The sequence below is a fragment of the Streptomyces sp. NPDC048461 genome, assembly GCF_055587105.1.
In genome coordinates this window covers 12,546-37,996 of record NZ_JBVJGW010000002.1, presented here as the reverse complement: position 1 = coordinate 37,996, position 25,451 = coordinate 12,546, and the positions used below count along the sequence as shown (strand labels likewise).

Here is a 25,451-nt window from a genome sequence, read left to right as displayed (position 1 = left end):
TGTACTGCAACCAGCAATGATAGAGAGATCTACGCGCAAGGCGATTGCTTCTTTAACCCCTCCCGCAACATTCACTAAGCAATAATTGCGCGATGGACGCCATTGACAGAGATATCTTGCGCGAGCTCCAAGCGGACGGCCGCCTCAGCAACCAGGAGCTCGCCCAGCGGGTGGGCCTGACCCCCTCCCCGTGCATGCGCCGCGTGCGCCAGCTCGAACAGGACGGCGTGATCCAGGGCTACCGCGCGGTGATCTCCCCCGAGGCGGTGGGCCGCGGCTTCGAGGTGCTCGTCTCGGTGGAGGTACGCCGCGACCGCGAGGCGGTCGAGTCCTTCGAGGCCGCCCTCCAGGACATCCCGGACGTAATCGAGGCCTACCGCCTCTTCGGCAGCCCCGGCTGCCTGCTCCGCATCGCGGTGGCGGACCTCCGCGCGTACGAACGCCTCTGGATCGAACAACTGACGGCCCTCTCGGGCGTCACGGAGGTCAACTCCCAAATCATCATGAAACGCATCAAACAACCCACAGGCCTCCCCGTCTGACGCCCCGCCGACCACCGCGAGTGCGCGACAGAATCGCCCGGACACTGCGGATACCCATGCAGGCATGGGCAGGAGCGCCGGCGTCCCGGACGGTGGCCGTCGACGCGGCACGGCGGGCGGCACTCACGGAGGCCGGGGCCATCAGCTTCCGTAGAGAAAGGGCCACACCGGCCGACCGGAACCGTAATGATCGCTGTCGGCTCGCACGGTACGCACCCCTCACGCCATGTCCGGAACGCGGGCGTTACAGCCTTGTGTGATCCGCGGGGTCGGGGCACGGGTAATCGATCCGCCGGACGCACCTCAGGACATCGCCCGCGGCCCCGAACGCGCGTCGGCGCCGAGAAGCCTGAGATCAGGCGGCCTTCGCCTGGGCCTCAGGATGGCCACGCACTCCACGTGGTGCGTCATCGGGAAGGGATGAGAATGAAGCGAGCTGATAAAGCAGCAGGTCAGAGTCCATAACGGGACGCTGAACGCAGTTCGAGATGGGTCCGAGCGTCAAACGAGCGTCACGGGTTCCTACGACAGCGTTACAGCGAACTACACCTGCAAGACGTTTGCCTGCGCACCTGGATGCCATTTACACCCCCGGTTCTCCATCCTGCTCCTCCAGCTCAGCGAGGAGCCGCCACGCGAGCTCCGCCAGCGTGTCCCCATCGGCGGTAGACCATCGGGTCGTGCCCTGGTTAGACACCGGCCTCCCCTCCCAGCCAGCGAGTTCCCACATGCGGGAGATCAAGCCAGAAGGTGAATACTGCTCGCCGTCTGCAGCCCACAGGACCGGCCTCGTCCGATGGTTAACCCAGGTTGCCCGAGAGCGCTGCTCGTCCTGCGCAAGCCAATCCTTGAGCGCGTCCTGTTCGGGGACGATGTAGGTGTTCAGGGTAAGTACCGCGCCGTCCTTGAGCGCTCCCTGGTCGATGATGACGTGGACCGCGTTGGGGCGCCGCGGCTTACGCTGCTTCTTCTGCCGTCGATACTTCTCAGGAATGGCCTGCTCTACACCTTCGGCAATCCTGTGCCGCACCTCCGCGGTCAGTTCCTTGCACCGCTGCGTATCGGCACACAGATACCTGATCTGCGAGCGCTCTCCGTAGAGGCTGTCCATGGCCGCGACCAGCGTGGGCACGACCCGCTCCAGGATCTCGGGCACTCGGGCAACAGCGCCCTCCGCCCAGGAGAGAGCGGGATCGGGTTCGTCCATGGAGTCAGTCCCGAGCTCCTGGAAGACCAGGTGTGCGATCAGGAACGTTCCATGCTCCACCACAGCTGCCCCGCGCCCCTCGAACCGTGCCCGGAACTCGTGCAGAGTCCGCCGGACAGCCCGCAGAACGAGCACGGCATTCCACAGCTGGTACGCACCGGGCTGCGGGCGGAACAGGACGTCGTAGACGCCTTGACTGCCGCGCTCCCAGAGAACATCCAAGGAGCCCGCGATACGAGCCGCGTACTGGCTGTGGGGGTGGGCGCAGGCCAGGGCGCACGCAGCCTCCACGACGGAGCACCCCGACTCAGCGGGCGGTTCGAGTTCACCGCGCCGGACGCTGTAGTCCAGCCCGAGTTCTGCCTTGATCTCCTCCATCAACGCTGCCTGGACTGGATCCAGCGCAATGAAGTCCCGCGGCTCAATGTGATTCTGCCGGTTCGTGGCCTGCGTGGTGCGCTTCGCGAACTCCTCGGCCCCACCGGTGACGATGATCCGCACACCGACCTTCGCAAATCCGGCGTCGCTCTGCTCCTTCGCCATGGCATCAGCGATGGAACGCACCGTCTGCGCACCGTTGACGACACTGGCCCCCCGGATCTGCAGGGACAGCGGATGCTGCTCCGGTGCCAGCATGGACTGCTGGGTCTTCTGCACGGAGTCACACAGAATGGTAATTCCGTTGTTGAAGTACCAGAAGTGGGCTGGTTCCTGAGTGAGTGTCCCCACCAGATCATTGTTGATGTGGGTCAGACCCAACGGGTTGCGGATGTTGAGATTGAAGAGGTCGGCACCATGGTCTCTGAGCCATGCCGCGATCTGCTCCGCGGTCACCACTCCCTGATACGACTCGTACGGTGAGCTGACACCGAACCAGGGGAAAAGATCCGCCGCCATGTCGACAGGCTTGGCAGCGATATCGTCCCGGACCTTGGCCCAGACCTCCGATGCGTGAATCACGCGGCGGCCAAGCAAGTCACCGTGACGGTTGAACTCGTTCTCTCCGTTACTGAGCGCCTGCTCCACCTCAGCGGACACAGGCTCGGCCCCCATGAGCACGATGACCTGCGTGACCGACACCGCACCCTGCCCCATGAGGGCTTTGGCTTCCTGGGCGAGCTTCTGACCACGGGGGTTGAACTGGGCGAATTCCTCACTGTCGATAAGCCGTAGCCCGGCCAGTAGCTTGTGCACCGCCTCCGTCTTCGCCCTTGCCGTTCCCTTGCTGCTCCACTTCGCCTGAACAAGGTAGATGTGGGCAGGCTCAGACACTATGGCGATCGCGTCGATGCCCTGGTCGGCGCCTCCGTCGATGACCGTGAGCGCGGCGTCTCGGGCACTCCAGCCCGTGACGATCCGCACCGCGTGCGCGGCCAGCGCCCGGGAGAGACGGGCATCCGCACGACGCTCTTCGGAGTGACCGGCGAAGTCGCTCATGTCCAGGAGGTCCGTGTAGGTGTCGTTGAACGCCCGGCGAACCTGTCGGACCTGGGCAGGGATGTCCCGTTCTACGTTGTGCGCCATGGGCAGGCGTTCTCCTGTACTTAAGGTCGAGCGACGAGAGGCCACGACGGCCTGGCGTCCTGAGCGATGAGATGATCGGATCGGTGGTTCGGGTGCCCCGGTGCTCGGGCGATCTCAGGCTGAGAACCGACGGAGTCGGGCCAGATATCCGTCGATGTCGGCGAGCTCAGGCGCCTGAGGCCCACGCAGTCGCTGTGTGGCCTGGCGCAGGTCCGCCGCCGCCGCGAGCGCGTCGGTCATCCGTTCCGTAGAGGCGTACAGCCGGGCCAACGAAGCAAGGGCGTCCAGGTGGCGGTCAACGGCCGCCGCATCGTCCGGTTCGCGAGAACCGGCGACATAATCGCGGAAGGCGTCGACGGCGGCCGTCGTCTCACCGAGCTCCATACGGCACTGGGCGGCGAAATAGAGGCACAGCAGGGCTTGTTCGTCGTCCGACCCGAAGCGCGCCGCGTAGGCGCGTCCCGCGGCTTCGAAGTGTCCGGCCGCCTCACGGTGGGCTCCACCGAGGAACCTCACCTGCGCGAGGGAGAACAGGAGGTCCTCACGCAGACCCGGGGCGCCCGCGCGCGCGATCGCCTCCGTCAGGAGGTCGGAGGCCTGAGTGAACTGCCCGTCCTGGGCAAGTCGCGCCGCCTCATCCGCCACCTCGTCCGCCTCCTGGTCCGTCAGCGCCGACGTATTGGAAGCCGACTCGTCTGGTACGAGCACCGCCGGAGCCACCTCCGTCGGCGTGTACCTGGGCCGCTGCCGTCCAGTGGGTTCCCCGAACGGCTGGTGGAACGGGTGGCGGGGATCGAGTTCCCTCCCGTCCCGGTATCCGGTGTCGTCGGCGTGTACCCATGGCAGCAAGGCCTCGTACACCGCGGCGGCGTCGAGGCGCCTCTCGGGCTCCTTCTCCAGCATCGCCAGCAGCAGCCGCTCCATGTCGGCCGGGACATCGGGCCTGCTCCCGCGGACTGGCCGGGGAGGGGTGCGCACGTGGTGCCAGGCGTACGAGCGGTTCCCGTCCCCGCGAAACGGGGGCTGCCCGGTGAGGAGTTCGTACAGCACACACCCCAGGGCGTACACGTCGGCCGCAGGGCCGACCGCGTTCGCCAGGCTCTGCTCCGGCGACATGTAGGCCGGTGTCCCGACGGTCATGCCTTCCTGCGTGAGTCTCGGATTGCTGCCGGTGCCGAGAAGCGCCGCCACCCCGAAGTCGAGGACCTTCACCACTCCGCCGCGCGTGAGCATGAGGTTGGCCGGTTTGATGTCGCGGTGGACCACGTCGTGCCGGTGCACCTCGTCGAGCACGGAGGCGATCTGCGCCCCTGCGGCGGCGACCCATGAAACCGGCAGGGGCGCGGACTCGTGGTCCGTCTCGTCCACGACCGCCTGTAGTTCGCGGCCGGTCAGCAGCTGCATCACAACGTAGAGCCGGCCGGAGAGGTCGTCGATTCCCGTGTCGTAGACGGCGGGAATCCCCAAGTGCTCCACGGCCGCCGTGGTCCGCACCTCGCGCAGGAACCGGTCACGACGGGTACGGAGGACCTCCTGCGACCACGTGCCGGGCGACGCAGCGTCCTGTCTGCGCACGTCTGCGAGCATCATCTTCACCGCGACCCGCCGGTCGAGCCGCTTGTCGTAGGCGTGCCACACCTCGCCCATACCGCCGGCTCCGATTGGGCGGTTCAGCCGGTACCGCCCCGCGAGCACTCGGGACGATACGACGGCGTCCTGGGTCACGGCGTCGTGCAGCACGGGCGGTCCCTCCTGCGCGGAGTGCCGGGCACACGCCGTGCGTCACACGTGATCGTTCTTGGTGTGACCAGGTTACGAGGCTGCGGGCGGAGTGTTCCCGGATTGGCCGGATTTGATTGCAGCGGCTCGCTCCGCCGTGGCCCGTCGCTCGGCCTCCCGGCGCACCGGCCGCCGGATGAGTCCGTATGCCTGCTGGGTGGCGACCTGCTTGAACAGCTTGTTGACCAGCGGGTCGTCGTAGTACCGCACCAGCAGGGCGTCGTTGGACTGGGCCTGCTCGATGACCACCCGGTCCATATCGCGTTCCACTTCCCGCCGGAAGGTCTCCTCGTCGTTGTGCATCCCGATCGCCTTGAGTTCCGGGTCCTCCGCCACGGCCACCACCAGTTGGCCGAGCAGGATCTGGTCCGTGGTGGACAGTCCGATGCCGTACTCGTCGTTGACCGATTCGATGACCTCGGCCAGAGACTGCTCCGGCACCTCGGTGGGCGTGCCGGCTGCCTGCGGCACCAGGCCGGGCAGTACCTGGGCGCCTTCGACCCTCAGCGCGAGTTCCGGCGTGCCGGTCTTGCGTACACGCATGTGGCTGGGCGTGACCTCGCCTATGTCGGCGCTCGCGGTGCCCTCCGGGCGCGGCAGTCGACGCAGCAGGAAGCGTCCGTACTGGTAGAGCCGTTCCAGCTCCTCGCTCTCGAAGCCAATGACGTGCGAAAGCCAGCCGTACGCCTTGACGTACGACTCCAGGGCGCGCCGGAACTCCTGGGCGGCGTCCGGCTCGTCCGCGGCCAGTGCCGTGAAGCGGTCCACGGCCGGTGTGGTGTAGCGGTGAAGCTTGGAGTGGGCCTTCTCCACGGCCGCGTCGGCGGCGGCGCCTTCCTTGAAGGCCGCGAAGTAGGCGGTGACGAACGCGTCCATCTCCGCCACGATCAGCAACCGGTACGCCATCACCTCGTCGTGCCGGTCGAAGAGGAGGTTGGGCTCCGGCGGCTCGGCGACGGACGCCTCGTAGTACGCCTGGAACGCCTCCTCGATCACCTCCGGCTTGTTCGCGAAGTCCAGGACGAACAGGTCCTCGGCAGACTTCAGCCGGTGGGTGCGGTTGAGACGGGAGAGGGTCTGTACGGCCGCCAGGCCCGCCAGGGGCTTGTCCACGTACATCGTGGTGAGGAGCGGCTGGTCGAACCCTGTCTGATACTTGTCCGCTACGACCAGCATGCGGTACTCGGGACGCGGGACGGCCGGCGGCCTGGGATCGTCGAGCCGCGTGTACCCGAACTTGTCCGGCAGCTCGCTCTCGGTGAAGCCGTTGAGCTTCGCCTCCGTGTACTCGATTCCCTCGTCGAGGCTGAGGGTTCCAGAAAAGGCGACGAGGGCCGAGCAGTCCTGGAAGCCGCTCTGCTCGACGTAGGACCGGATCTCCTGGTAGAGCCGTACGGCGTGCTCCCGGCTGGGGGTGACGACCATGGCCCTGGCCCGGCCGCCCAACCGGCCGGCGGAGTGGGACCGGAAGTGGTCGACCATGATCCTGGCCCGTGACTTGAGGGAGGCCTCGGACATCAGGGCGGCCCGCACCATCCGGGAGCGGGCCTTGCGCGGGTCCACCTGCCGCTCCGCCTCGTCGGCGGCGGCCTTCTGGAGCTTGAAGTAAGTGCCGTAGGTGATGTAGGTGCCGAGCACGTCGAGGATGAATTCCTCTTCGATGGCCTGCCGCATCGAGTAGATGTGGAAGGGCTCCATCTGTCCGCTCTCGGGCGACCGGGTACCGAAGAGGTTGAGGGTCTTCTCCTTGGGCGTCGCGGTGAACGCGAAGAAGGACAGGTTCGGCTGCTTGCCACGGGCCAGCGCGGCGGCGGTCAGCGGATCACCGTCCTCGTCCACCGCGTCCGAACCGAGCTTGCCCAGCGCCTTCTTGAGCGCGTCGGCACCCTTGCCGCCCTGGGAGGAGTGCGCCTCGTCGATGACGACGGCGTAGCGGCGGCTGCATCCGAGGCCGGCGGCCTTGTCCAGGATGAACGGGAACTTCTGGAGCGTGGTGATGACGATCCGGCCGGTGGACCCGGTCAGGGCCTCCGCGAGCTGCTGGGAGTCGTTGTCGACCCGCAGGACCACGCCGGGCGTGTGGTCGAACTGGTAGATCGTGTCTTGGAGCTGCTTGTCCAGCACCCGCCGGTCGGTGATGACGACGACCTTGTCGAAGACGGGCTTGTTGGCGCCGAGCCCCTTGGCGACTACCGCGCCCGGGTCGATGAGCGCCGGGTCCTCGGGCGTGTGCAGCGAGCCCAGCCGGTGCGCGAGCCAGGCGATGGTGTTGGACTTGCCCGAGCCGGCGGAGTGCTGGACCAGGTAGTTCTCTCCCGCCCCGTGCCGGGCCGCGTGCGCGGTCATCCTCCGGACGGCGTCCCACTGGTGGAAGCGCGGAAAGATCAGCGGGTGGGAGTGGGCCGCCCCAGGCCGGTAGCGGGGGGCTTTGCCAGCCTTGGCGGCCGGGTCCTCGACGTGCAGGTAGCGGTGCAAGAGGTCGAGCCAGGCGTCCCGCTGCCAGACCTGCTCCCACAGGTAGGAGGTGGCGTACTCGGCGTCGGCGGCCACCGGCGGGTTGCCCGCGCCTCCTATGGCGCCGGGGCCGCCGGTACCCCTGTTGAACGGCAGGAAGCGGGTCTTCGGGCCTGCCAGGCGGGTCGTCAGGAACACGAGGTCCGGATCGACGGCGAAGTGGACGAGGCTACGGCGCGCGAAGTACAGCTCACCCGGGTCGCGGCGCCGGTATTGGCGCATGGCGTCCTCGGCCGCCGACTGCCCGGTGAGCGGGTTCTTCAACTCGACAGAGGCGACAGGCAAACCGTTGAGGAAGAGCGCCAGGTCCACGGACTTGGTCGGGTCGGCGGTGGAGAAGTAGAACTGCCGCACGACAGTGAGGCGATTGGCGTCGTACTCGTCCAGCGCCCCCGCGGCGAGGGTGTGGGCGGGCTTGAAGAAGGCGAGGCGGAGCTTGATGTTCCGGTCGACGACGCCGTGCCGCAGCACGTCGAGCAGCCCGCGCCCGTCGATCTGCTTGGCGACGAGCGCGCCAAACCGCTGGATGGCCTGCTCCTCCTCTTCCCCATAGGCGTCCTGGAGTCGTTGCCACTGGTCGCCCTGGGAAGCCCCCAGGAAGGTGCTGAGCTCCGAGGTGTCGATCCCGAGCGCGTGCCGGTACGTATTGGCGAGCCCCTGCTCCCACCCGCCCCGTAGCAGCCCGGCCTCGACGGCGTCCTCGAAGGCCAGCTCGGTGTGGGCCTGGTGCGCGAGCGCTCGCGCGGCGGCGTCGGTCATCGGGGCTCCTCGGGGCGGGCGGGTATGGGGTGGTGGGCGGCGGCTGCCGGGGTCATACGGCTGCTGCTCGGCCGGCGGTGGTCACGTCGAGCTGTCCGGTGACGGCGGCAGTGATGAGGGCTCGGCGCCGCTCGGCAAGAAGGGAGCTCGCGCGCCCGATCGACGCTCGCATTCCCTTGACCGTCCCCTCCTCCTGTTCACGTTCGGCCACCACGTCTTTCTGCGCTGCAAGGGGAGCGTCCGGGATGGGACACCCCATGACGACGGCCGTTGGCAAATTGTTTGCCATGCCCTCGGCGCCTGAAATCCCGAGCTTGATGTGTTCACGAACAGAGTGACAGCGAAGAGCGCGGGCGATAAAGGGGGCGAGTGCACGGGTCCGATCAACATGCAATCTGTACACCTTGTCACAGAGGAGGAGTTGATGATCAAGCTCCTCAACTATTCCGATGCTGCCGATAAGTTCAGGTGAGCCACTCGCCCGCGACATGAGAAGGTCCCCGTTCCGGAGCTTGTACTCTTTACGAGGTTCCACATTAGGAGGGAGCGCCTTATGCTGCATGGCGTCAAATCTTCCCGAATTGACGCATCCAGCTTTGACTACACCCCATTCACCATCGCCAACATAGCGGTCCTCACACTGCGGGGACCAGCCCTGCTCCATGGACATGAGTACACGACGGAGACGCACAGTCCCATATTTGCGCGAAAGGCGCTCCGTAACGTCATTTAGACTACTGGCCGCGTGGAGAGTGAGAAGATCCCTCTGACGATCACGCGCCTCAAGCAGCGCGTCGATTCGCGCAGTCTCGGCGTCAAGGAAGTCCGCGATGCGACGCTGTTCCTCCATTGACGGCACTTCGATCGGCAGTGCCCGCACCCGCTCCGCGCTGATGTGGTAAATGTTCGCGCCCGTGGCCACTGACGCGAACAGTCCACTCCCGAAAGCCGATCGGGCCCACCACTCCAGGAACCGTCCGTCGGTCGCACCTTCCCGAGGCCGCATCCGCAACAGCGTGTTCTGGAAGCAGACCGGGCCGTCGAACTCGCCGCGCCAGACAGCCGAGGCCCCAACAGATCCCAGGCTCCCGCTGCCCTCAGTGACAAGTACATCACCAGGGCGCAGGGAGAAGACCCGCCGCTCAGCCGGGGCGAAATTCATCTGTTTTACGTCGCTGAGGTCCAGGAAGCCGTCCTTGACGTTCGCTGCCCGAAGGTACGGAACCATGTGCGGTCCCGAGTCGTGCTGCGGCGAACGCTGTCGGCCTAGGGACACTTCCGCGACAGCACGGACCGTGACCGTCCGGCTCATCCCGCCACCTCGCCAAGCAGCTTCTGGATATCCGCCTCAAGGTTCTTCAGTTCCGCGTCGATCTCGGCGAGCGGCCGCGGCGGCTTGTACACGTAGAAGTGCCGCGTGAACGGGATCTCGTAGCCGACCCGGTAGCGCACGGTCTCCTTCGTCTTCGGGTCCTTGAATTCCGTGATCCACGCGTCATCCACGTACGGCTTCACCTCGCGTGCGAAGTACGCGTCGATATCACCCCGCCTCGGCACGTTCTCGTAGTCGCGCAAGTCCGGATCATGCTCCGGCTGCCCCTTCTTCACGTACTGGACCTCGCCCTCGGGGTCCGGGACCCCGACCGCGTCGCGCATCGCCTTGTCGAACGGCTTGCCGCCCGGCCACGGGACTCCGCCCTCTGCCAGGGTCTTGCGCAGGGCGTCCCACGCCTCCGCCTTCTTGTCCCACCTAGACCCGATGAGCGGCTTCAGTGCATCCGTCAGCTTCTCCACACCACCGGACCCGAGCTCCCTTTCGGCCACCTTCGACACGCGCAGCGCGTCCAGCGTGTCCTCGGTGACCTCGAAGCGCAGCTTCAGCGGGCGGTCAATGGTGATCCGCTTGTAGCCGAAGTCATCCGCGTCCATGATCTTGACCTTGTCCGGCACTGAGTGCTCGGAGCCGTCCCCCGAACGGGACAGCCGCCGCGCCTCCCCGTACCAGCGGTAGATCTCCTTCCGCTGCTCCTCGACGATCTCCTTGCGCTTGTTGCTCAGCGACTTCAGCATCTTCGACCACTGGTCCCGCGCGTCGATCAGGATGATCCGGTTCTTGAGGTTCTTCGGCTTGCGGTTGGTGACGATCCAGAAGTACGTGGAGATGCCGGTGTTGTAGAACAGCTGGTCCGGGAGGCCGACGATCGCCTCCAGGTAGTCGTTCTCGATGATCCAGCGGCGGATCTCGGACTCTCCCGACCCCGCCCCGCCCGTGAAGAGCGGTGAGCCGTTGAAGACGATGGCGAGCCGGCTGCCGCCGATCTCCTCCCCGTTCTCACCGATCTTCGGCTGCTTCATCTTGGCGATCATGTGCTGGAGGAAGAGGAACGAGCCATCGTTGATCCGGGGCAGGCCGGCGCCGAAACGTCCGCCGTGGCCCTGGTCCTCGTACTCCTCCTTGATCTGCTTCTCCACCTTCTTCCACTCGACGCCGAAGGGCGGGTTGGCCAGCATGTAGCTGAACTCCTCACCTTCGTGTCCGTCCTGGGTGAAGGAGTTGCCGAAATGGATGAGTGAGGCGTCCTGCCCCTTGAGAAGCATGTCGGAGCGGCAGATCGCGTATGACTCGGCGTTGAGTTCCTGCCCGTACAGGTTGACCCGGGCCCCGGGGCTGTGCTCCTTGATGTGGTGCTCGGCCGCCGACAGCATGCCGCCGGTACCGCAGGCGGGGTCGAGGATGTCGATCACCGGAGCCCCTTCTTTGAGGCGGTGGTCGTCGGGTGCGATCAGCATCTCCACCATCAGCTCGATGACCTCGCGCGGGGTGAAGTGTTCACCCGCGGTCTCGTTCGAGGCGTCCGCGAACTTGCGGATCAGCTCCTCGAAGATGAAGCCCATGTTGTGGTTGTCCACAACCTTCAGGCTGAGGTCGATGTCGCGGAACTTCTGGACCACGAGATAGAGCAGGTCGGCCTTGGCCAGTCGCTCGATCTGGAGATGGAAGGCGTAGCTGTCGAGGATCTCGGTGGCCTCGGCGGAGAAGCCGTCGATGTAGTCCTTGAGGTTCTTCTCGACCTTCTGCGTGTCCGAGTCCGCGCCGATAGTGGCGAACGTCTGCTTCGAGGTGTTGTAGAAGTTCCGGCCGGCGGCGACCCGCAGTACGGCGTCCTTGTTGACTCCCGCATAGGACGCTTCCCGCGCCCACACGTCCTCGCGCGTGTCCGACATCACACAGTCCATACGGCGCAGCACCGTCATGGGCAGGATGACCTTGCCGTACTCGGAGCGCTTGTAGTCGCCTCGGAGCAGGTCCGCCACCGACCAGATGAAGTCGGCCAGCTCCTGGTTCTTGTCGCTCACTCGCTACCTTTTCGTGGTTCCGTGTCCTGCGCGGTCGCCGCGCCGCACCCGCTGGTACGCCGGGACGGGCTGGTCAAGCCTACGGAATCCCGAGAGGCCGTACGGCGCCTACCAGAGAACTGATCACGTCTTCGCGATCTCGCCCTCCCGGCCTTGGGGCGACAGTGCGCACTCTGCCCACACGGTCTTCCCCGGCCCCACCCTGCCCCGTACCCCCCACCGCTCTGCAAGCGCGGCGACCAGGTTCAGGCCACGTCCGCCCTCACCCTCGGGCGTGAGCGCGACACGCTCGGGCAGCGCCGGATGAGTTTCGGAGACCTCGACCCTGACGAGGGCGCCGTGGTGCGCGATGCGCAGTTCGAAGTCACGGCCCGGAACCCGGCCGTGGATCACGGCGTTGGCCGTGAGTTCCGCGACGACGAGCGTGAGGGAGTCATGCGTCGCGGAGCCGAATGGAACGCCCCAGTCGGCGAGCTGCTGGGCGGCCAGGAGGCGGGCGAGTCGCGCACCTCGCCGGGTGGACGAGAACCGCTGGGTAAACGTACGTACGGTGACGGTGGCCGAGCTGTGGGGTGGCGTCATGGAGCCCAGATTTCCGGCCGTCGCACCAGATCGGACAGGTCCGCCACTGGTACAGATCCTGCTGTACTGGTTCACGCTCTGGACTGGGTGGATCACCGTACGTAACTCTGTGAAGTCGGGTGGGAGCGTACGGGCGCGAAGGGGCGGACTGCGATGAGCGTGGACCACAACGGCGGGGCCAACCACGAGCCGGAGCTTTCGGACAGTCTCAGGACTTTCGGGGCGGTGCTCAAGGCCCTGCGGGACGAGGCCGGGCTAACTCAGGAGGAGTTCGGTCCCCGAGTCCAGTATTCGGCGCACTACATCGCGAAGATCGAGCAGGGGAAGCGCTTCCCGCCGAAGGACCTTGTCGGGCGGGCGGAGACAGCCCTCGGTCCGATCGCCGGGCGGGTGCTGGGGGCGGCGGCACGGAGTCTGACGAAGAAGGCGGGGCTGGCGTCCCGCTTCTGGCAGTGGGCAGGGGTGGAGGAGGACGCCATGGCTCTGTATGCATACGAGTGCCGGGCGATCCCCGGCCTGGTGCAACCGGAGCCGTACATCCGCGCCATCTTCGAGCGCCGTCTCCCGCCGCTGTCCGAGGAGCAGATCGAGCTTCAGGTCAACGCCCGGCTGGCTCGGCAGCGACTCCTGGCGGAGAGGCCGAATACCGAGTTCTGTTTCATGATCGAGCAGGCCTTGCTCGAACGCCGACTGGGCGGGAGCGAGGTCACGCGCGCGTTGTTGGACTGCCTGCTGGAGCAAGGGTGCCACCGCAACGTGGAAATCCTCGTCATGCCTCTGCGGCAGGAGGACCACTCGGGATTCGAGGGGTCCATGTATCTGGCTGAGACACCTGGCAATGCGTGGCTCGGTTACGTCGAAGGGCACAGCAGCAGCACTCTCATCACTGACCCGAAAGCGGTCAGCTCCATGCTTCAGCGCTATGGCAAGATGCGCTCACAGGCTCTGAGCCGTCAGGCCACAACGAGCCTGCTGGAGCAGATGCGAGGAGCGCTATGAGCACCACTGAACTTACTTGGTTCAAGAGCAGCTACAGCGGCGGCGACGGCGACAACTGCGTCGAGGTCGCCCTCCACCCCGAGGCCGTCCTCGTCCGGGACTCCAAGGACACCCGGATCGCCGCGCTGCACGTGTCCCCCCGCGCCTGGGCGGCCTTCGCCACCCACGCTGGAGACATCCGCCTCTAATACGCCACCACCAGCCCCGGCACCGGGTCGCCCCGCATACGATGCCTCCATGGACGACGGAGCCCGATAGCGGAGAGGCGGTTCGGAGAACCCATGAGTGACAGTACGACCGCACCCGAGGCCCGCCTCGTCCAGGACATGATTCCCGTCGAGCTGGACGAGACGGGCTTCAGCACGGACGTGGAGCGGGAGGACATCGGCGAGCGGATCGACAGTCCCTTCGATCCCGAATTGATCGAGGTCCAGACCCGCAATCCCACTGTCGGTCTCCTTCTCAACCGCATCAGACGGGGAACGATCGACCTCGCCCCCGACTTTCAGCGCCGGGCCGGTATCTGGACCCTGAAGGCACAGAGCCGACTGATCGAGTCGCTACTCCTGCGCATCACGCTGCCGACCCTCTACGCCGCCGAGGGCGAGGACGACACCTGGGCCATCGTGGACGGAATCCAGCGGCTCTCCACGATCGCCCGCTTCGTCACGCCCGAGGACATCGACGCCGAGCCGCTGCGACTGACAGGGCTGGAGTACCTGACCGAGTTCAACGGCTATGTCTTCACCGACCTGCCCGGCCGCCTCCAGACCCGGATAGAGGAGACCGAACTCGTCGTCCTCCTCATCCGGCGGGGGACCCCGGAGGAGGTCAAGTTCAATATTTTCGCCCGGATCAACACCGGGGGGCGCGCGCTCACCCGCCAGGAGCTTCGGCACGCTCTGATCCCCGGCCCCGCCCGCGCGTTCCTCGCCGATCTCGCCCGCTCCGATGCGTTCCGGAGGGCGACCGGCGAGAGCGTGTCGCCGGAGCGCATGTCCGACCGGGAGATGTGCCTTCGCTTCCTCGCGTTCACCCTCACGCCGCCCGACGCGTATGCGAGCGGAGACTTCGACGACTTCCTCCGCAAGGCCATGCACCAGGTCAACGATGCGGACTCTCACGAACGAGACGCCTTGCGGGAGCGTTTCCTGAAGGCGATGGACGCCGGTTCGGCCGTATTCAGCGAGCATGCCTTCCGTAAGCGCTTCCGCAGCACAGTCCGCCGTTCCCCGGTCAACAAGGCTCTCTTCGAGGCGCAATCGGTCACCCTCTCCGGATACACCACGCCCGAGATCGATCTGCTCTCTGCGCGCCGCGCCCAGGTCGAGGAAGGATTCCTCGGCTTGATGGAGGACCCCGATTTCTTCAATGCTGTGTCCGCCGGCACGGGCGACGTCAACAAGGTCAAGCTCCGCTTCCGCCTGCTCGACGAGATGTTCCGGAAGGTTCTGAGTGCTTGAGCGCATCGGCATCACCAACTTCAAGGCGTTCGGCCGCCAGGACCTCACACTGGCGCCCTTCACCCTGCTCACCGGCCTGAACTCCTCCGGCAAGAGCACCGTCCTCCAGGCCCTCGCACTGCTGCGCCAGTCGTACGAGGCGGGTGTCCTGGAGGACGGCGGCGAGTCGGGGCTGCTGCTCAACGGCGAGTTCGTCCAGCTGGGCACCGGACAGGACGTACGGCACGAGGCGTATCCGAAGGACGACCCCGACATCGGACTGACCGTCCTCCCGGTCGGCCTCCCCGACGCGCCCCTCACCTGGCGGGCCGCGTACGGCCCGGAGGACGACCTGCTCAAGCTGGTCGCGGCGCCGCCCGCAGGAACACACCTGGTCCACGCGCTGCCTGAGCTCTTCGGCCCGGGCTTCCAGTACCTCAAGGCCGACCGCATCGTCCCCGACATCAGCTACCCGCGCTCGCACCACGCGGTCGTACGGCGCGCGTTCCTCGGCGCCCGGGGCGAACACACGGCCAACTATCTGCGCGTCCACCAGGACGATCCCGTAGAGACCGCGCTGCGGCACCCCTCAACGGCCTCCGGAACGCTGCTGGCGCAGACCGACGCGTGGATGCAGCAACTCTGCCCGGGAGTCAATCTCCAGGCGATCGGTATCGACGGCACGGACACCGTGCGGCTCAGCTACGGCTTCGGGTCGGGCGTGAACGCCTCGAACCGGTACCGGCCCACCAACGTCGGCTTCGGCCTCACCTACGCGCTGCCGATCGTCGTCGCCTGCCTCACCGCCCGGCCGGGCTCGCTCATCCTCCTGGAGAATCCGGAGGCTCATCTCCATCCCCAGGGGCAGACCTCGCTGGCCTACCTCGCGACCGCCGCCTGCGCCGCCGGCGCGCAGCTGGTCGTGGAGACGCACTCCGACCACGTCCTCAACGGCCTGCGGATCTCCGTCAAGAACGACCGCATCCCGGCATCCGCGACAGCTGTCCACTTCTTCCGCCGCAGCGGGCAGAGCGGGGAAGTGGTCAGTCCTCGGATGGGGGAGGACGGCATGCTGTCCGAATGGCCGCGTGGGTTCTTCGACGAGTGGGAGAACTCCCTGGACCAGCTGCTCGACTGAGCGGCGCGGGGGCTGGACTGTCACGATTCACGATCATCACACCTGGGGGCGGGCGTGCCACTTCTGCTGTTCCTCAACGAGCGGTCCTGCATGTCCGAAGCCTCGCCGGCAGAGGTGGCTGAGGCTATGGACGGTCTGATCAGCGTCCTGCGGGAGGCCCGGTCATGGCGCGAGATCGCTTTCGTCACCCGGACCCCGCTGGCTCAGTCCGAGCTGGCTCGGGGCTACTACTACCAGCAGTGGGCCGCAGACAACCGGCATCGCAACCATCGGCAGTACATCAAAGCCCTGCGCAACCGGGCCCCGTTCGCCGAGGCCCTCCCCCAGGACATGGCACCCGGCGAGGTGGAGTACGAGTACGCGGGTGAACGCGTCGAGGGGATCGGCGCCGCCCATCTCATGGACGGGCTCTGCGTCAGCCTGCCGGTGTCCACCGCCTGGCACCGGCCGTGGCTGGAGGTCACCGTCCGTACGCTCGTCGAGGATGACCGCGGTGAGTTGGTAATGGCCGAGGCGACCGAGTCCGTGCGTCACGGATCCCGTCCCGTCGACCTGAAGCCGCACGAGCCGTGGGGGCGGTCTGCCGGGCTCGACTCGGTTGACTCGGCGGCGCGGTTGTGGGAGGAGCGGGGTGACTTCTTTCCCTCGCTCCGATTCCTTCCCCGGGCCCGCCAGGATCTGGATGCTCTCCAACTGCCGGCGTTCGTGCAGGTGCGCGGTCTGCTGGCGCGGCTGGAGGAGTCAGCCGCTCGGTGGGATCCGACCGAAGCCGCAGTGCCCGCCTGGCAGGGAGCGAAGATCACGCCGGAACACGAGCAGCGCAAACTCCTGTGCCACTTCACCGACGAGGGCGGGGAGGAACACTGCTACGACTGGCACGGCCGCTTCACTCCGGGTCCTGGGCGCCTGCACTTCCGGCTCCTGCCCGAAGAGGGGGTGTTGGAGATCGCCTACATCGGACGCAAGCTTGGAGGCTAGCGAATGGTCTTCGGCTGCCCTGGCGCACCCATAAGCATGTAGGTGGGCCGCACCCGTGTCACTCGACGACCTCTCGCGGTATGAAACCTGCGACGAACCATGCCTATCGGTTTAAGTACCGGAGGTTGGTGGGATCACCGCGGGTTCAGCCCGGCGAGCCACCTCTGCGCTCTCTGGTCCGTTCCGCTTGTGTCATGTCGTCGCCGATGAGGGCAGCGAAGACAAGGGAACGCGAACCGTTGAGGCTCGCTTCGATTTGGTCCCGGATGATCTCGCTCGCCTTGCCGCGCGTGCCGATCCAGCCGTCTTGGACGAGCTGGGTGAAGGTCGTGTTGTCGAAGTAGCGCGGTACCGTGTGATAACCGAACAGTTCGCCCCCTCTCGGGCCGGTGGCGAGGTTGGGTTGTTGGCGAAGCCACTCGACGTGCTCGCGAGCAAGGTACATGCCACCGATCAGGGCGTCCCCTCTGGGTGCAATCTGCTCGGCTTTACAGAATTTGATCCAACAGGGCTGAGGCCCAAGGCGATAGTCGAGCAGCGGATCCAGATCGAGCCGCCTGCATGCCTCTTCTACCTGCCTCATGCGCTCCAGCTGATCATCCAGGTCAGTATCCGGCCGATAGCCCCACTCGCTGCGGCCCGCGCCGACCTGCTGCATCTTCTTGTATTGAACAAGGATGAAGCTGTCCCGGTTCACATGGTGGTAGATCAGGTCAATCCCCAGCGTGTCCTCAGCTGGCAGACGGTTGACGTTGGCGATGAAGAGCTTCTGCTCACCCTTCTGGAACAGACGCTTCGCGAGGTGCTCCGCATCGCTACCGACCCAGTCCGAGAACCGTTGCGCGTCGTGAAAGACAAGGTGGTCCTCGTGCGCCGGGTGACCTGGAAGAGTGGCTAGAACCGGGACTCTGGACCCGTTCTCATCCGGAAACCGAGCCTCACCGATGATGCTCCGGTCGAATCCGCCCAGCTGAAGCGCCAGCCCTGTGGCATCCCGTTCCTCGACAAAGAGCTCCCGCACCCGGCTGAGAATCCGGAAGCCACCTGTCCGCTCCTGCAACTGGGCGATGACACCGACCAAATCGGCCCGACAAGTGGTGAGTGCATCCAGCAGCTCTTCCCCAGCACGCTTCGACAGCGTTCCCGACACACCAGTGGCGTGTCTGTGACGAAGGTGGACTCGATCGGACAACGTCTCAATGGGGACGGGAGGTTCGATGCGATGAAGCTGCGTCACCTCGATCGTCTTACCAAATGTGCCCGCACGTCGGCCGCTCCTGGCGTGCCCGATGTACTCAACAAGCGGCCTACGACTCTCCTGTCCGGTCACAACCAGGACGACGTGGCTACTCTTCCACGCTTCACGTTCCCCTAATGACTCCCAGCCGGCCTTGAACTGTGTCGGCCGCCGGAAGCCGGCAAGGAACTTCTCTTCATCAGGAGTGCACCGCAGGATCGCCACCATGGGTTCACGGTACGTCTAGCTTGATCCAGCCCGCCTTACTGGGGGGGCTCCCTCACAAGGATGCCAGCCCAACTACGCGTCGGCCTGGCGGTCTTATGAAGAGCCGAATGTATCCGGCTCCGGGCTGAACCTAAGGGCTGTCCCGCAATGACCGCTCATAGCTCCGGGAACGGCGGGGTGTCGTCCATCACCTGCAACAACTTCCGAGCAGGCGTCGCCTCCTCTGGCCGTACGGAGGAGGCGACACCTTCGATGACTGACCGGCCTGCGTGCACGGCTGTCCTTGCGGCTCCCTCCCAGCCGGTTTGCTGCCGGTAGCTCGCGTCGTGCTTGCGGTCCTGGGTCGCCGCAGCGGCGGAGTGCCACTGGTCGGTCTGGCAGATACTTCCCAGCAGGTCTAGCAACTCGGCCTTGCAGGCCACGTGCGGGGACCCTGCCAGTTCGAGAAGGAACGGGACCGTGGGAGCTGTCGCCTCGCCGACGACGAACCCCAGCGCGCAGATGGCATCGCCCAGGTCGTCGATGGCGAGGCGGGCCGTGGCTTCATCCCCATATGCGATCCGCGACAGCAGAGGGGGAATACCGCCAGCGGCAGCCCCTGTCGCATCGCGCAGTTCTCCCCAGCGGACCCCGGAGACCTTCCTCAACAGACTTCCCACGCCCTGCTCCTCATCAGATCCTCCTGCCGGCCGCGGCGGTGCCTTAAGCATGCTGCAGCTATGGGGGGGGAAGCCCCGGCCAGGCGGCCTGTGACCGGGTGGTGCAACAAGGCCTCGGCTTGGCGCCATGATCTTGCTGTGACTGGAGTGATCACGGCGTCGGCCCCGTCCTGGATACCCCCGTTCACTGGGCTGAGCCCTCGCTGCTTCGGCAAGCTGGTGACCACACTGCGCCGCGAGGGGGCCGATGAGGTGCGGCGCGGTCGGCCGTGGGGGCTGCCGCTGGAGGACCGGGTGCTGCTGGTCACGGCGTACTGGCGCACGAACTTGACGCTGCGCCAGATTGCCCCGCCCTTCGGGGTATCGAAGTCCGCGGCCGACCGCGTCATTAGACACCTCGGCCCCCTGCTCGCGCTCCGGCCGCGCAAGCGGTTCCGCAAGGACACTGTGCTCATCGTGGACGGCACCCTGGTGCCCACCCGGGACCACACAGTGGCGGAGCAGTCCAAGAACTATCGGTACTCGACCAATCACCAGATCGTGATCGACGCCGACACCTGCCTGGTGGTCGTGGTGGGCCGGCCGCTCGCTGGGAACCGCAACGACTGCAAGGCCTGGGAGAAATCCGGTGCCAAAGCCGCCGTCGGCAGGACGATGACGATCGCCGACGGCGGCTATCCCGGCACCGGGCTCGTCATGCCCCATCGCCGGCGCAAGGGCGAAGAGCTGCCCGACTGGAAACAGGAACACAACAAGTCCCACAAGCAGGTCCGTGCCCGCGTTGAGCACGTCTTCGCCCAGATGAAGACCTGGAAGATCCTCCGCGACTGCCGTCTCAAGGGCGACGGCGTTCACCGCGCCATGCTCGGCATCGCCCGCCTGCACAACCTCACACTCGCCGGATAGACGAGCGGCGCACGACGGCTGGCCACGCCCGAGGCGACCCGGAGAGCATTTGCGGGACAGCCCTTAGCCGAGAAGCTGTGCGCATTGCTGCAGCTCGCGCAGGAAGCGTGGGGCCGCGTTCTGGGCGGTCCGGCTTCGATCGCGACCGCCCGCATAGGCCGCCCCTCGAACCGCCACACAGCACGCCCAAGAGTCGCCCATTCCTCGCTGACGACCCCTCAGGAGATTCACAGGCGAGCGTCATTCGAGCGTCAAGATTCCGAGTGATCCTGTGGTGCTACCGCCGAACCTCTGGCCCTGGTCACCCAAAGCCGCAGGTCAAGCAGCTCGTGGCAGCCGCGACTGCGACCGTATTCGCTTGACCTGTTGTCCGTCCGGAAACAGGTCAAGCGAACCACCAAACCGAGAACCTGCAGGTCAGACGTCCTCGCGGACCGGCTCCAGGATCGCCACGCACTCCACGTGGTGCGTCATCGGGAAGAGGTCGAAGACGCGGAGGGTGCGGAGGCGGTAGCCGTTGTCCTTGAAGTAGCCGAGGTCGCGCGCCAGGGCCGCCGGGTCGCAGGCCACGTACGCGATGCGGCGGGCCGAGAGGCCCGCGATGTGGCGGACCGTCTGCTTGCCGGCGCCCGCGCGGGGCGGGTCCAGGACGACCAGGTCGCACTCCGTGATCCCGGTCTTCGGGAGGATCTGCTCGACCTTGCCCTGCTCGATGCGGACCCGGGGGAAGTCCTCCAGGTTGTGCCGGGCGTCCTCCACCGCGCGCTTCGTCGACTCGATGCCGAGGACGGCGCCCGTCTCGCCGAGGCGCTCCGCCAGGGCTCCCGCGAAGATGCCGACGCCGCAGTACAGGTCGAGGGCCATCTCGCCCTTGCGCGGCATCAGGCCCTGCATGACGGCCTTGATCAGGGTGTCGGCGGCCTGGGGGTGGACCTGCCAGAAGCCGCCCATGCCCACGCGGTACGTACGGCCGTCCGCGCGCTCGCGCACGAAGGGGCGGCCGTGGACCCGGTGGACCCCGCCGTCCTTCTCCTCCACGCGCAGGACCGAGACCGGCTTGTCCAGCTCCACGAGCGGGAGGCGGCCGCCGGGGCGGGGGGTCAGGACGACCTGGCGGTCCTGGGAGCCGGTCGCCGCGATCGCCTCGACCGTGGCCATCTGCGGCCAGTCCTGCTTCTCGACGCCCAGCTCGCTGACGCCGGGAGCGGCGATCATGCAGTGGTCGACGAGCTCGATGTCGTGCGAGCGGTGCTTGCGCAGGCCCGCGTTGCCGTCCTCGTCGATCGCGAACTGCACCCGGGTGCGCCACTGCGGGACCTCGCCCGCCGGCAGCTTGTCGCCCTCGGCCGGCATGACCGTGCCGTCCCAGCCGGCCTGCTCCGGGGTGAGTCCGGCGAGGCGCAGCAGCTGCTCGGCGACGACCTCGCCCTTGAGCCGCCGCTGGGCGCCGGGCTTGGCGTGCTGCCAGTCGCAGCCGCCGCACTTGCCGGGGCCGGCGTACGGGCAGGGGGCGGGGGTGCGGTCCTTGGAGGGGTCCAGGATGGTGATCGCGTCGGCGCGCAGGAAGCGGGAGTCGGCGTCGCCCTCGGTGACCTTGGCGACGACCTTCTCGCCGGGCAGGGTGTGGCGGACGAACAGGACCCGGCCCTCGGCGGTGCGGGCGATGCAGTGGCCGCCGTGCGCGACGGGACCGACCTCGACCTCGTACTCCTCCCCGACCAGTGACTGCTTCTCGTTCTGCTCGGTCATGGTGGGGAGACTCCAAAAAATGAAAGGGAACGGCCGGGACGACCGACCCACCAGTTTACGTGGATCCCGCCCGGCCGTTCGCCAACCCGTACCGACCTCCGGCCCCGGCCCAGACCCCAGGCCCCGGGCCCGGACCGCCCCCGCCTACTTCGGCGGTGTCTTCGCCTTCGGCGGGCGCGGGGTGTCGACGGGTCCCCGTCGCACCGCGCCCGGGGCGTTCCAGTCCTGGCGCTTCTTGGCCCGCCGCTTGGCCAGCTCGGAGGACTCCAGCTGGTAGGGCACCGAGGTGACCATGACGCCGGGGGTGAAGAGCAGCCGTCCCTTGAGGCGCAGCGCGCTCTGGTTGTGCAGCAGGTGCTCGTACCAGCGGCCGACGACGTACTCGGGGATGTAGACGCTGACGGCGTCGCGCGGGTTCTCGCTGCGCAGGCCCTTGACGTACTCGACGACCGGCCGGGTGATCTCCCGGTACGGAGAGTCGAGGATCTTGAGCGGGACGTTGATCCCGCGCCGGTCCCACTCGGTGCGCAGCGCCTTGGTCTCGACCGGGTCGACGCTGATGCTGAGCGCCTCCAGGGTGTCCGAGCGGGTCAGCTTGGCGAAGGCCAGGGCGCGCAGCGTGGGCTTGTGGACCTTGGAGACCAGGACGATGGAGTGGACCCGCGAGGGCCGCACGCTGTCGTCGCTCGGCCCCTCGGCGGCGGCGATCTCCGCGGAGACGCGGTCGTAGTGCTTCCGGATCGCGCTCATGGTGCCGTAGAAGATGACCATGCCGAGCAGGGCGACCCAGGCTCCGTGGGTGAACTTCGTCGCGAGGACGACGACCAGGACCATGCCGGTGAAGAAGGCGCCGAAGGTGTTGATGGCGCGGGAGCGGTGCATCCGGCGGCGGGCGGCCGGGTCGCGCTCCGACTTCAGGTGACGGTTCCAGTGCCGGACCATGCCGATCTGGCTCAGCGTGAAGGAGACGAAGACGCCCACGATGTAGAGCTGGATCAGCTTGGTGGAGTCCGCGTCATAGACCCACACGAGCAGGATCGCGGCGCCGGCGAGGAGCACGATGCCGTTGGAGAAGGCCAGCCGGTCGCCGCGGGTGTGCAGCTGGCGCGGCAGGTAGCGGTCCTGGGCGAGGATCGAGCCGAGCAGCGGGAACCCGTTGTACGCGGTGTTGGCGGCCAGGAAGAGGACCAGCGCGGTGGCGGCGGCGAGCAGGAGGAAGAGGAAGCTGCCGTTGCCGAACACGGCCTCGGCCACCTGGGAGATCACCGGGTGCTGGACGTACTCGGGGCCGACCGGGACGCCGTTGTCGATCAGGTCGACGGCCGGGTTCTCCGCCATCTTCACGTCGGTGGCCATGGCCAGGCCGATGATCCCGCAGAACATGGTGACGGCCAGGCCGCCCATGAGGGCCAGCGTCGTGGCCGCGTTCTTGCTCTTGGGCTTGCGGAAGGCGGGGACGCCGTTGCTGATGGCCTCGACGCCGGTCAGTGCGGCGCAGCCGGAGGAAAAGGCCCGCAACAGCAGGAAGACCAGCGCGAAGCCGGCCAGTCCCTCGTGTTCGGGTTTGATCTCCAGATCCGCGGTGGGTGCCCGCATCGTCTCGTCGAGGACGATGCCCTGGAAAGCGCCCCAGGCGATCATGATGAAAACGGCGCCGACGAAGATGTACGTCGGGATGGCGAAGAGCTTCCCGGACTCCTTCACGCCGCGCAGATTCATCAGCGTGAGGAGCACGATCATGATCGTCGCCGAGAGCACCTTGTGCTCGATGACGAAATCGACCGCCGAGCCGAGGTTCTCCACGCCGGCGGAGATCGAGACCGCGACCGTCAGGACGTAGTCCACGAGCAGGGCGCTCGCCACGGTGAGGCCGGCCTTGGGTCCGAGGTTGGTGTTGGCCACCTCGTAGTCGCCGCCGCCGCTCGGGTAGGCATGGACGTTCTGCCGGTAGGAGGCCACGACGGTGAACATCAGGACGACCACCGCGAGGGCGATCCAGGGGCTGAAGTGGTACGCCGACACGCCCGCGATCGACAGGACCAGCAGCACCTCGCCCGGGGCGTAGGCCACGGAGGAGAGCGGGTCGGAGGCGAAGACGGGAAGGGCGACCCGCTTGGGAAGGAGGGTTTCCCCGAGCCGGTCGCTGCGGAGCGCCCGGCCGATCAGGATCCGTTTGGGCACGTCGGTCAGTTTGGACACGGAGAGGATCGTAAGCGTTCGAAATCGGCCTGACGAACCCCCCACCCCCCATATCGCGATCCCACCGCAATTCCTCCCCGACTGCGCCGCAAGAAGCCCCGCTCGTGACCGCCCGTGTGTAGCTTGGGCCATGGTCTGAGACCCTGTTATGCCAGAGCATGCAATGAGGCTGGGAACCAGCGAGCGCTGACAGCCGGAAGGACGGCCGTGCACATCGTCATCATGGGCTGCGGAAGAGTGGGCTCCGCCCTCGCGCAGACCCTGGAACAGCAGGGGCATACGGTCGCGGTCGTCGACCAGGACCCCACCGCATTCCGCCGGCTGGGAGCCGGATTCGGCGGCCGCCGCGTCACCGGTGTCGGCTTCGACCAGGACACCCTGCGGGAGGCCGGGATCGAGGACGCGGGCGCTTTCGCGGCCGTCTCCAGCGGTGACAATTCCAACATCATCGCGGCCCGCGTGGCCCGGGAGATGTTCGGAGTCGAGAACGTCGCCGCCCGCATCTACGACCCCAAGCGCGCCGAGGTCTACCAGCGCCTCGGCATCCCCACCGTCGCGACCGTGCGGTGGACCGCCGACCAGATGCTGCGCCGGCTGCTGCCGTCGGGCGCCGAGCCGCTGTGGCGCGACCCGAGCGGCGGCGTACAGCTCGCGGAGGTGCACACCTCCACGGCCTGGATCGGCCACAAGGTGAGCAAGCTGCAGGAGGAGACCGGCGTGCGCGTCGCGTTCCTCACCCGCTTGGGCGAGGCCGTGCTGCCGACGTCCGCGACGGTGCTCCAGGAAGGCGACCTCGTCCACGTGATGATGCGCACGGACGAGATCGACAAGGTCGAGGCGGCCTTCGCCGAGGGGCCTGAGGAGGCACACGCATGAGGGTCGCGATCGCCGGAGCCGGTGCGGTGGGCCGGTCCATCGCGGCCGAACTGCTGGAGAACGGCCACGAGGTGCTCCTCGTCGACAAGGCCCCGACCGCCATCTCGGTGGAGCGGGTCCCGCAGGCCGAGTGGCTGCTGGCCGACGCCTGCGAGATCACCTCGCTGGACGAGGCGGCGCTCCAGCGCTGCAACGTGGTCATCGCGGCGACCGGAGACGACAAGGTCAACCTCGTCGTCTCGCTGCTCGCCAAGACCGAGTACGGGGTCCCCCGCGTGGTGGCCCGCGTCAACAACCCGAAGAACGAGTGGCTCTTCAACGAGTCCTGGGGCGTCGACGTCGCCGTCTCCACGCCGCGCCTGATGTCGGCGCTCGTCGAGGAGGCCGTCAGCGTCGGCGACCTCGTACGGCTGCTGCGCTTCAGCCACGGTGACGCCAACCTCGTCGAGCTGACCCTGCCGCCGGACTCGTCGGTCGCCGGCACCCAGATCAGCGAGATCAGCTGGCCCGAGGACACCTCGCTGGTCACGATCATCCGGGGCAACCGGGTCCTCACCCCGCACGGGGAGGAGACCCTGGAGCCCGGTGACGAGCTGCTCTTCGTGGCCGCCCAGGCCCGGGAGGAGCAGCTGGAGGTCCTCCTCCAGGCCCGCCGCCCGTAGGACCCCCGCCCCGGGGGGGGGGCCCGCGGGGGGGGGGGGGGGCGCGGGGGGGGGGCCCCCCCCCGCGGGGGGGGGGCGGGGGGGCGGGCGGGGGGGGGGGGGGGCGGGGGCGCG

Annotated in this window: 19 protein-coding genes; 9 read left to right on the top strand and 10 right to left on the bottom strand. The window is 67.2% G+C overall.

Translation table 11 applies throughout. The annotated features are described in order from the left end of the window. Nucleotides 1-92: 92 nt before the first annotated feature. Nucleotides 93-542, top strand: a complete 450-nt coding sequence (locus ACZ6S8_RS03185; RefSeq protein WP_469451956.1) for an Lrp/AsnC family transcriptional regulator — start codon at nucleotides 93-95, stop codon at nucleotides 540-542. 583 nt (nucleotides 543-1,125) lie between these two features. Here ACZ6S8_RS03185 and ACZ6S8_RS03180 read toward each other — a convergent pair. The 6 genes from ACZ6S8_RS03180 to ACZ6S8_RS03155 form a co-directional block, all read right to left on the bottom strand. After that, nucleotides 1,126-3,273, bottom strand: coding sequence for an AIPR family protein (locus tag ACZ6S8_RS03180; protein WP_469451955.1), 2,148 nt, complete (start codon nucleotides 3,271-3,273; stop codon nucleotides 1,126-1,128). Between the two features lie 114 nt (nucleotides 3,274-3,387). Continuing rightward, entirely contained in the window at nucleotides 3,388-5,013 is a 1,626-nt protein-coding gene (locus ACZ6S8_RS03175) for a protein kinase domain-containing protein (protein ID WP_469451953.1), read from the bottom strand. A 72-nt stretch (nucleotides 5,014-5,085) separates the two neighbouring features. Beyond that, nucleotides 5,086-8,325, bottom strand: a complete 3,240-nt coding sequence (locus ACZ6S8_RS03170; protein ID WP_469451951.1) for a type I restriction endonuclease subunit R — start codon at nucleotides 8,323-8,325, stop codon at nucleotides 5,086-5,088. Nucleotides 8,326-8,377: 52 nt separating this feature from the next. Continuing rightward, entirely contained in the window at nucleotides 8,378-9,553 is a 1,176-nt protein-coding gene (locus ACZ6S8_RS03165; RefSeq protein ID WP_469451950.1) for a restriction endonuclease subunit S, read from the bottom strand. A gap of 80 nt (nucleotides 9,554-9,633) precedes the next feature. Continuing rightward, the gene (locus ACZ6S8_RS03160; RefSeq protein WP_469451948.1) at nucleotides 9,634-11,682 is read right to left on the bottom strand and encodes a type I restriction-modification system subunit M; all 2,049 of its coding nucleotides are present in this window, start codon (nucleotides 11,680-11,682) and stop codon (nucleotides 9,634-9,636) included. Between the two features lie 123 nt (nucleotides 11,683-11,805). Continuing rightward, on the bottom strand, nucleotides 11,806-12,264 hold the full coding sequence (locus ACZ6S8_RS03155; protein ID WP_469451947.1) for an ATP-binding protein: 459 nt from the start codon (nucleotides 12,262-12,264) through the stop codon (nucleotides 11,806-11,808). Nucleotides 12,265-12,417: 153 nt separating this feature from the next. Between ACZ6S8_RS03155 and ACZ6S8_RS03150 the strand changes: the two genes are divergently transcribed. From ACZ6S8_RS03150 to ACZ6S8_RS03130, 5 genes are all read left to right on the top strand, one after another. Next, the gene (locus ACZ6S8_RS03150) at nucleotides 12,418-13,263 is read left to right on the top strand and encodes a helix-turn-helix domain-containing protein (protein ID WP_469451945.1); all 846 of its coding nucleotides are present in this window, start codon (nucleotides 12,418-12,420) and stop codon (nucleotides 13,261-13,263) included. Further along, nucleotides 13,260-13,451: a DUF397 domain-containing protein gene (locus ACZ6S8_RS03145; protein WP_469451944.1), complete on the top strand. Its 192-nt coding sequence runs from the start codon at nucleotides 13,260-13,262 to the stop codon at nucleotides 13,449-13,451. The genes ACZ6S8_RS03150 and ACZ6S8_RS03145 overlap by 4 nt, the downstream gene beginning before the upstream one ends. A gap of 93 nt (nucleotides 13,452-13,544) precedes the next feature. Beyond that, nucleotides 13,545-14,726: a DUF262 domain-containing protein gene (locus tag ACZ6S8_RS03140; protein WP_469451942.1), complete on the top strand. Its 1,182-nt coding sequence runs from the start codon at nucleotides 13,545-13,547 to the stop codon at nucleotides 14,724-14,726. Next, nucleotides 14,719-15,843, top strand: coding sequence for an AAA family ATPase (locus ACZ6S8_RS03135; protein ID WP_469451941.1), 1,125 nt, complete (start codon nucleotides 14,719-14,721; stop codon nucleotides 15,841-15,843). Before ACZ6S8_RS03140 ends, ACZ6S8_RS03135 begins: the two co-directional genes overlap by 8 nt. A 126-nt stretch (nucleotides 15,844-15,969) precedes the next feature. Next, nucleotides 15,970-16,821 carry a hypothetical protein gene (locus ACZ6S8_RS03130; protein ID WP_469451939.1) on the top strand — a complete coding sequence of 284 codons (852 nt, stop codon included), beginning with the start codon at nucleotides 15,970-15,972 and terminating at the stop codon, nucleotides 16,819-16,821. A 145-nt stretch (nucleotides 16,822-16,966) separates the two neighbouring features. Here the strand turns inward: ACZ6S8_RS03130 and ACZ6S8_RS03125 are convergent, their stop codons facing one another. Both ACZ6S8_RS03125 and ACZ6S8_RS03120 read right to left on the bottom strand, forming a co-directional pair. Further along, on the bottom strand, nucleotides 16,967-18,286 hold the full coding sequence (locus tag ACZ6S8_RS03125; protein WP_469451938.1) for a hypothetical protein: 1,320 nt from the start codon (nucleotides 18,284-18,286) through the stop codon (nucleotides 16,967-16,969). Between the two features lie 155 nt (nucleotides 18,287-18,441). Then, nucleotides 18,442-18,945: a hypothetical protein gene (locus ACZ6S8_RS03120; RefSeq protein WP_469451936.1), complete on the bottom strand. Its 504-nt coding sequence runs from the start codon at nucleotides 18,943-18,945 to the stop codon at nucleotides 18,442-18,444. Between the two features lie 138 nt (nucleotides 18,946-19,083). Here ACZ6S8_RS03120 and ACZ6S8_RS03115 point away from each other — a divergent pair, with 138 nt between their 5' ends. Then, nucleotides 19,084-19,851 (top strand): transposase, encoded by a 768-nt coding sequence (locus tag ACZ6S8_RS03115; RefSeq protein ID WP_469451934.1) that lies wholly within the window; start codon nucleotides 19,084-19,086, stop codon nucleotides 19,849-19,851. A 417-nt stretch (nucleotides 19,852-20,268) separates the two neighbouring features. Here ACZ6S8_RS03115 and ACZ6S8_RS03110 read toward each other — a convergent pair whose 3' ends face one another. Both ACZ6S8_RS03110 and ACZ6S8_RS03105 read right to left on the bottom strand, forming a co-directional pair. Further along, nucleotides 20,269-21,600 carry a class I SAM-dependent RNA methyltransferase gene (locus ACZ6S8_RS03110; protein WP_469451933.1) on the bottom strand — a complete coding sequence of 444 codons (1,332 nt, stop codon included), beginning with the start codon at nucleotides 21,598-21,600 and terminating at the stop codon, nucleotides 20,269-20,271. Nucleotides 21,601-21,744: 144 nt separating this feature from the next. Then, complete coding sequence (locus ACZ6S8_RS03105; RefSeq protein ID WP_469451932.1) at nucleotides 21,745-23,799, bottom strand: APC family permease; 2,055 nt, start codon at nucleotides 23,797-23,799, stop codon at nucleotides 21,745-21,747. Nucleotides 23,800-24,006: 207 nt separating this feature from the next. Here ACZ6S8_RS03105 and ACZ6S8_RS03100 point away from each other — a divergent pair, with 207 nt between their 5' ends. After that, nucleotides 24,007-24,675, top strand: coding sequence for a potassium channel family protein (locus ACZ6S8_RS03100; protein ID WP_267723707.1), 669 nt, complete (start codon nucleotides 24,007-24,009; stop codon nucleotides 24,673-24,675). Beyond that, nucleotides 24,672-25,337: a potassium channel family protein gene (locus ACZ6S8_RS03095; RefSeq protein ID WP_267723709.1), complete on the top strand. Its 666-nt coding sequence runs from the start codon at nucleotides 24,672-24,674 to the stop codon at nucleotides 25,335-25,337. The genes ACZ6S8_RS03100 and ACZ6S8_RS03095 overlap by 4 nt, the downstream gene beginning before the upstream one ends. The last annotated feature ends 114 nt before the right edge of the window (nucleotides 25,338-25,451 follow it).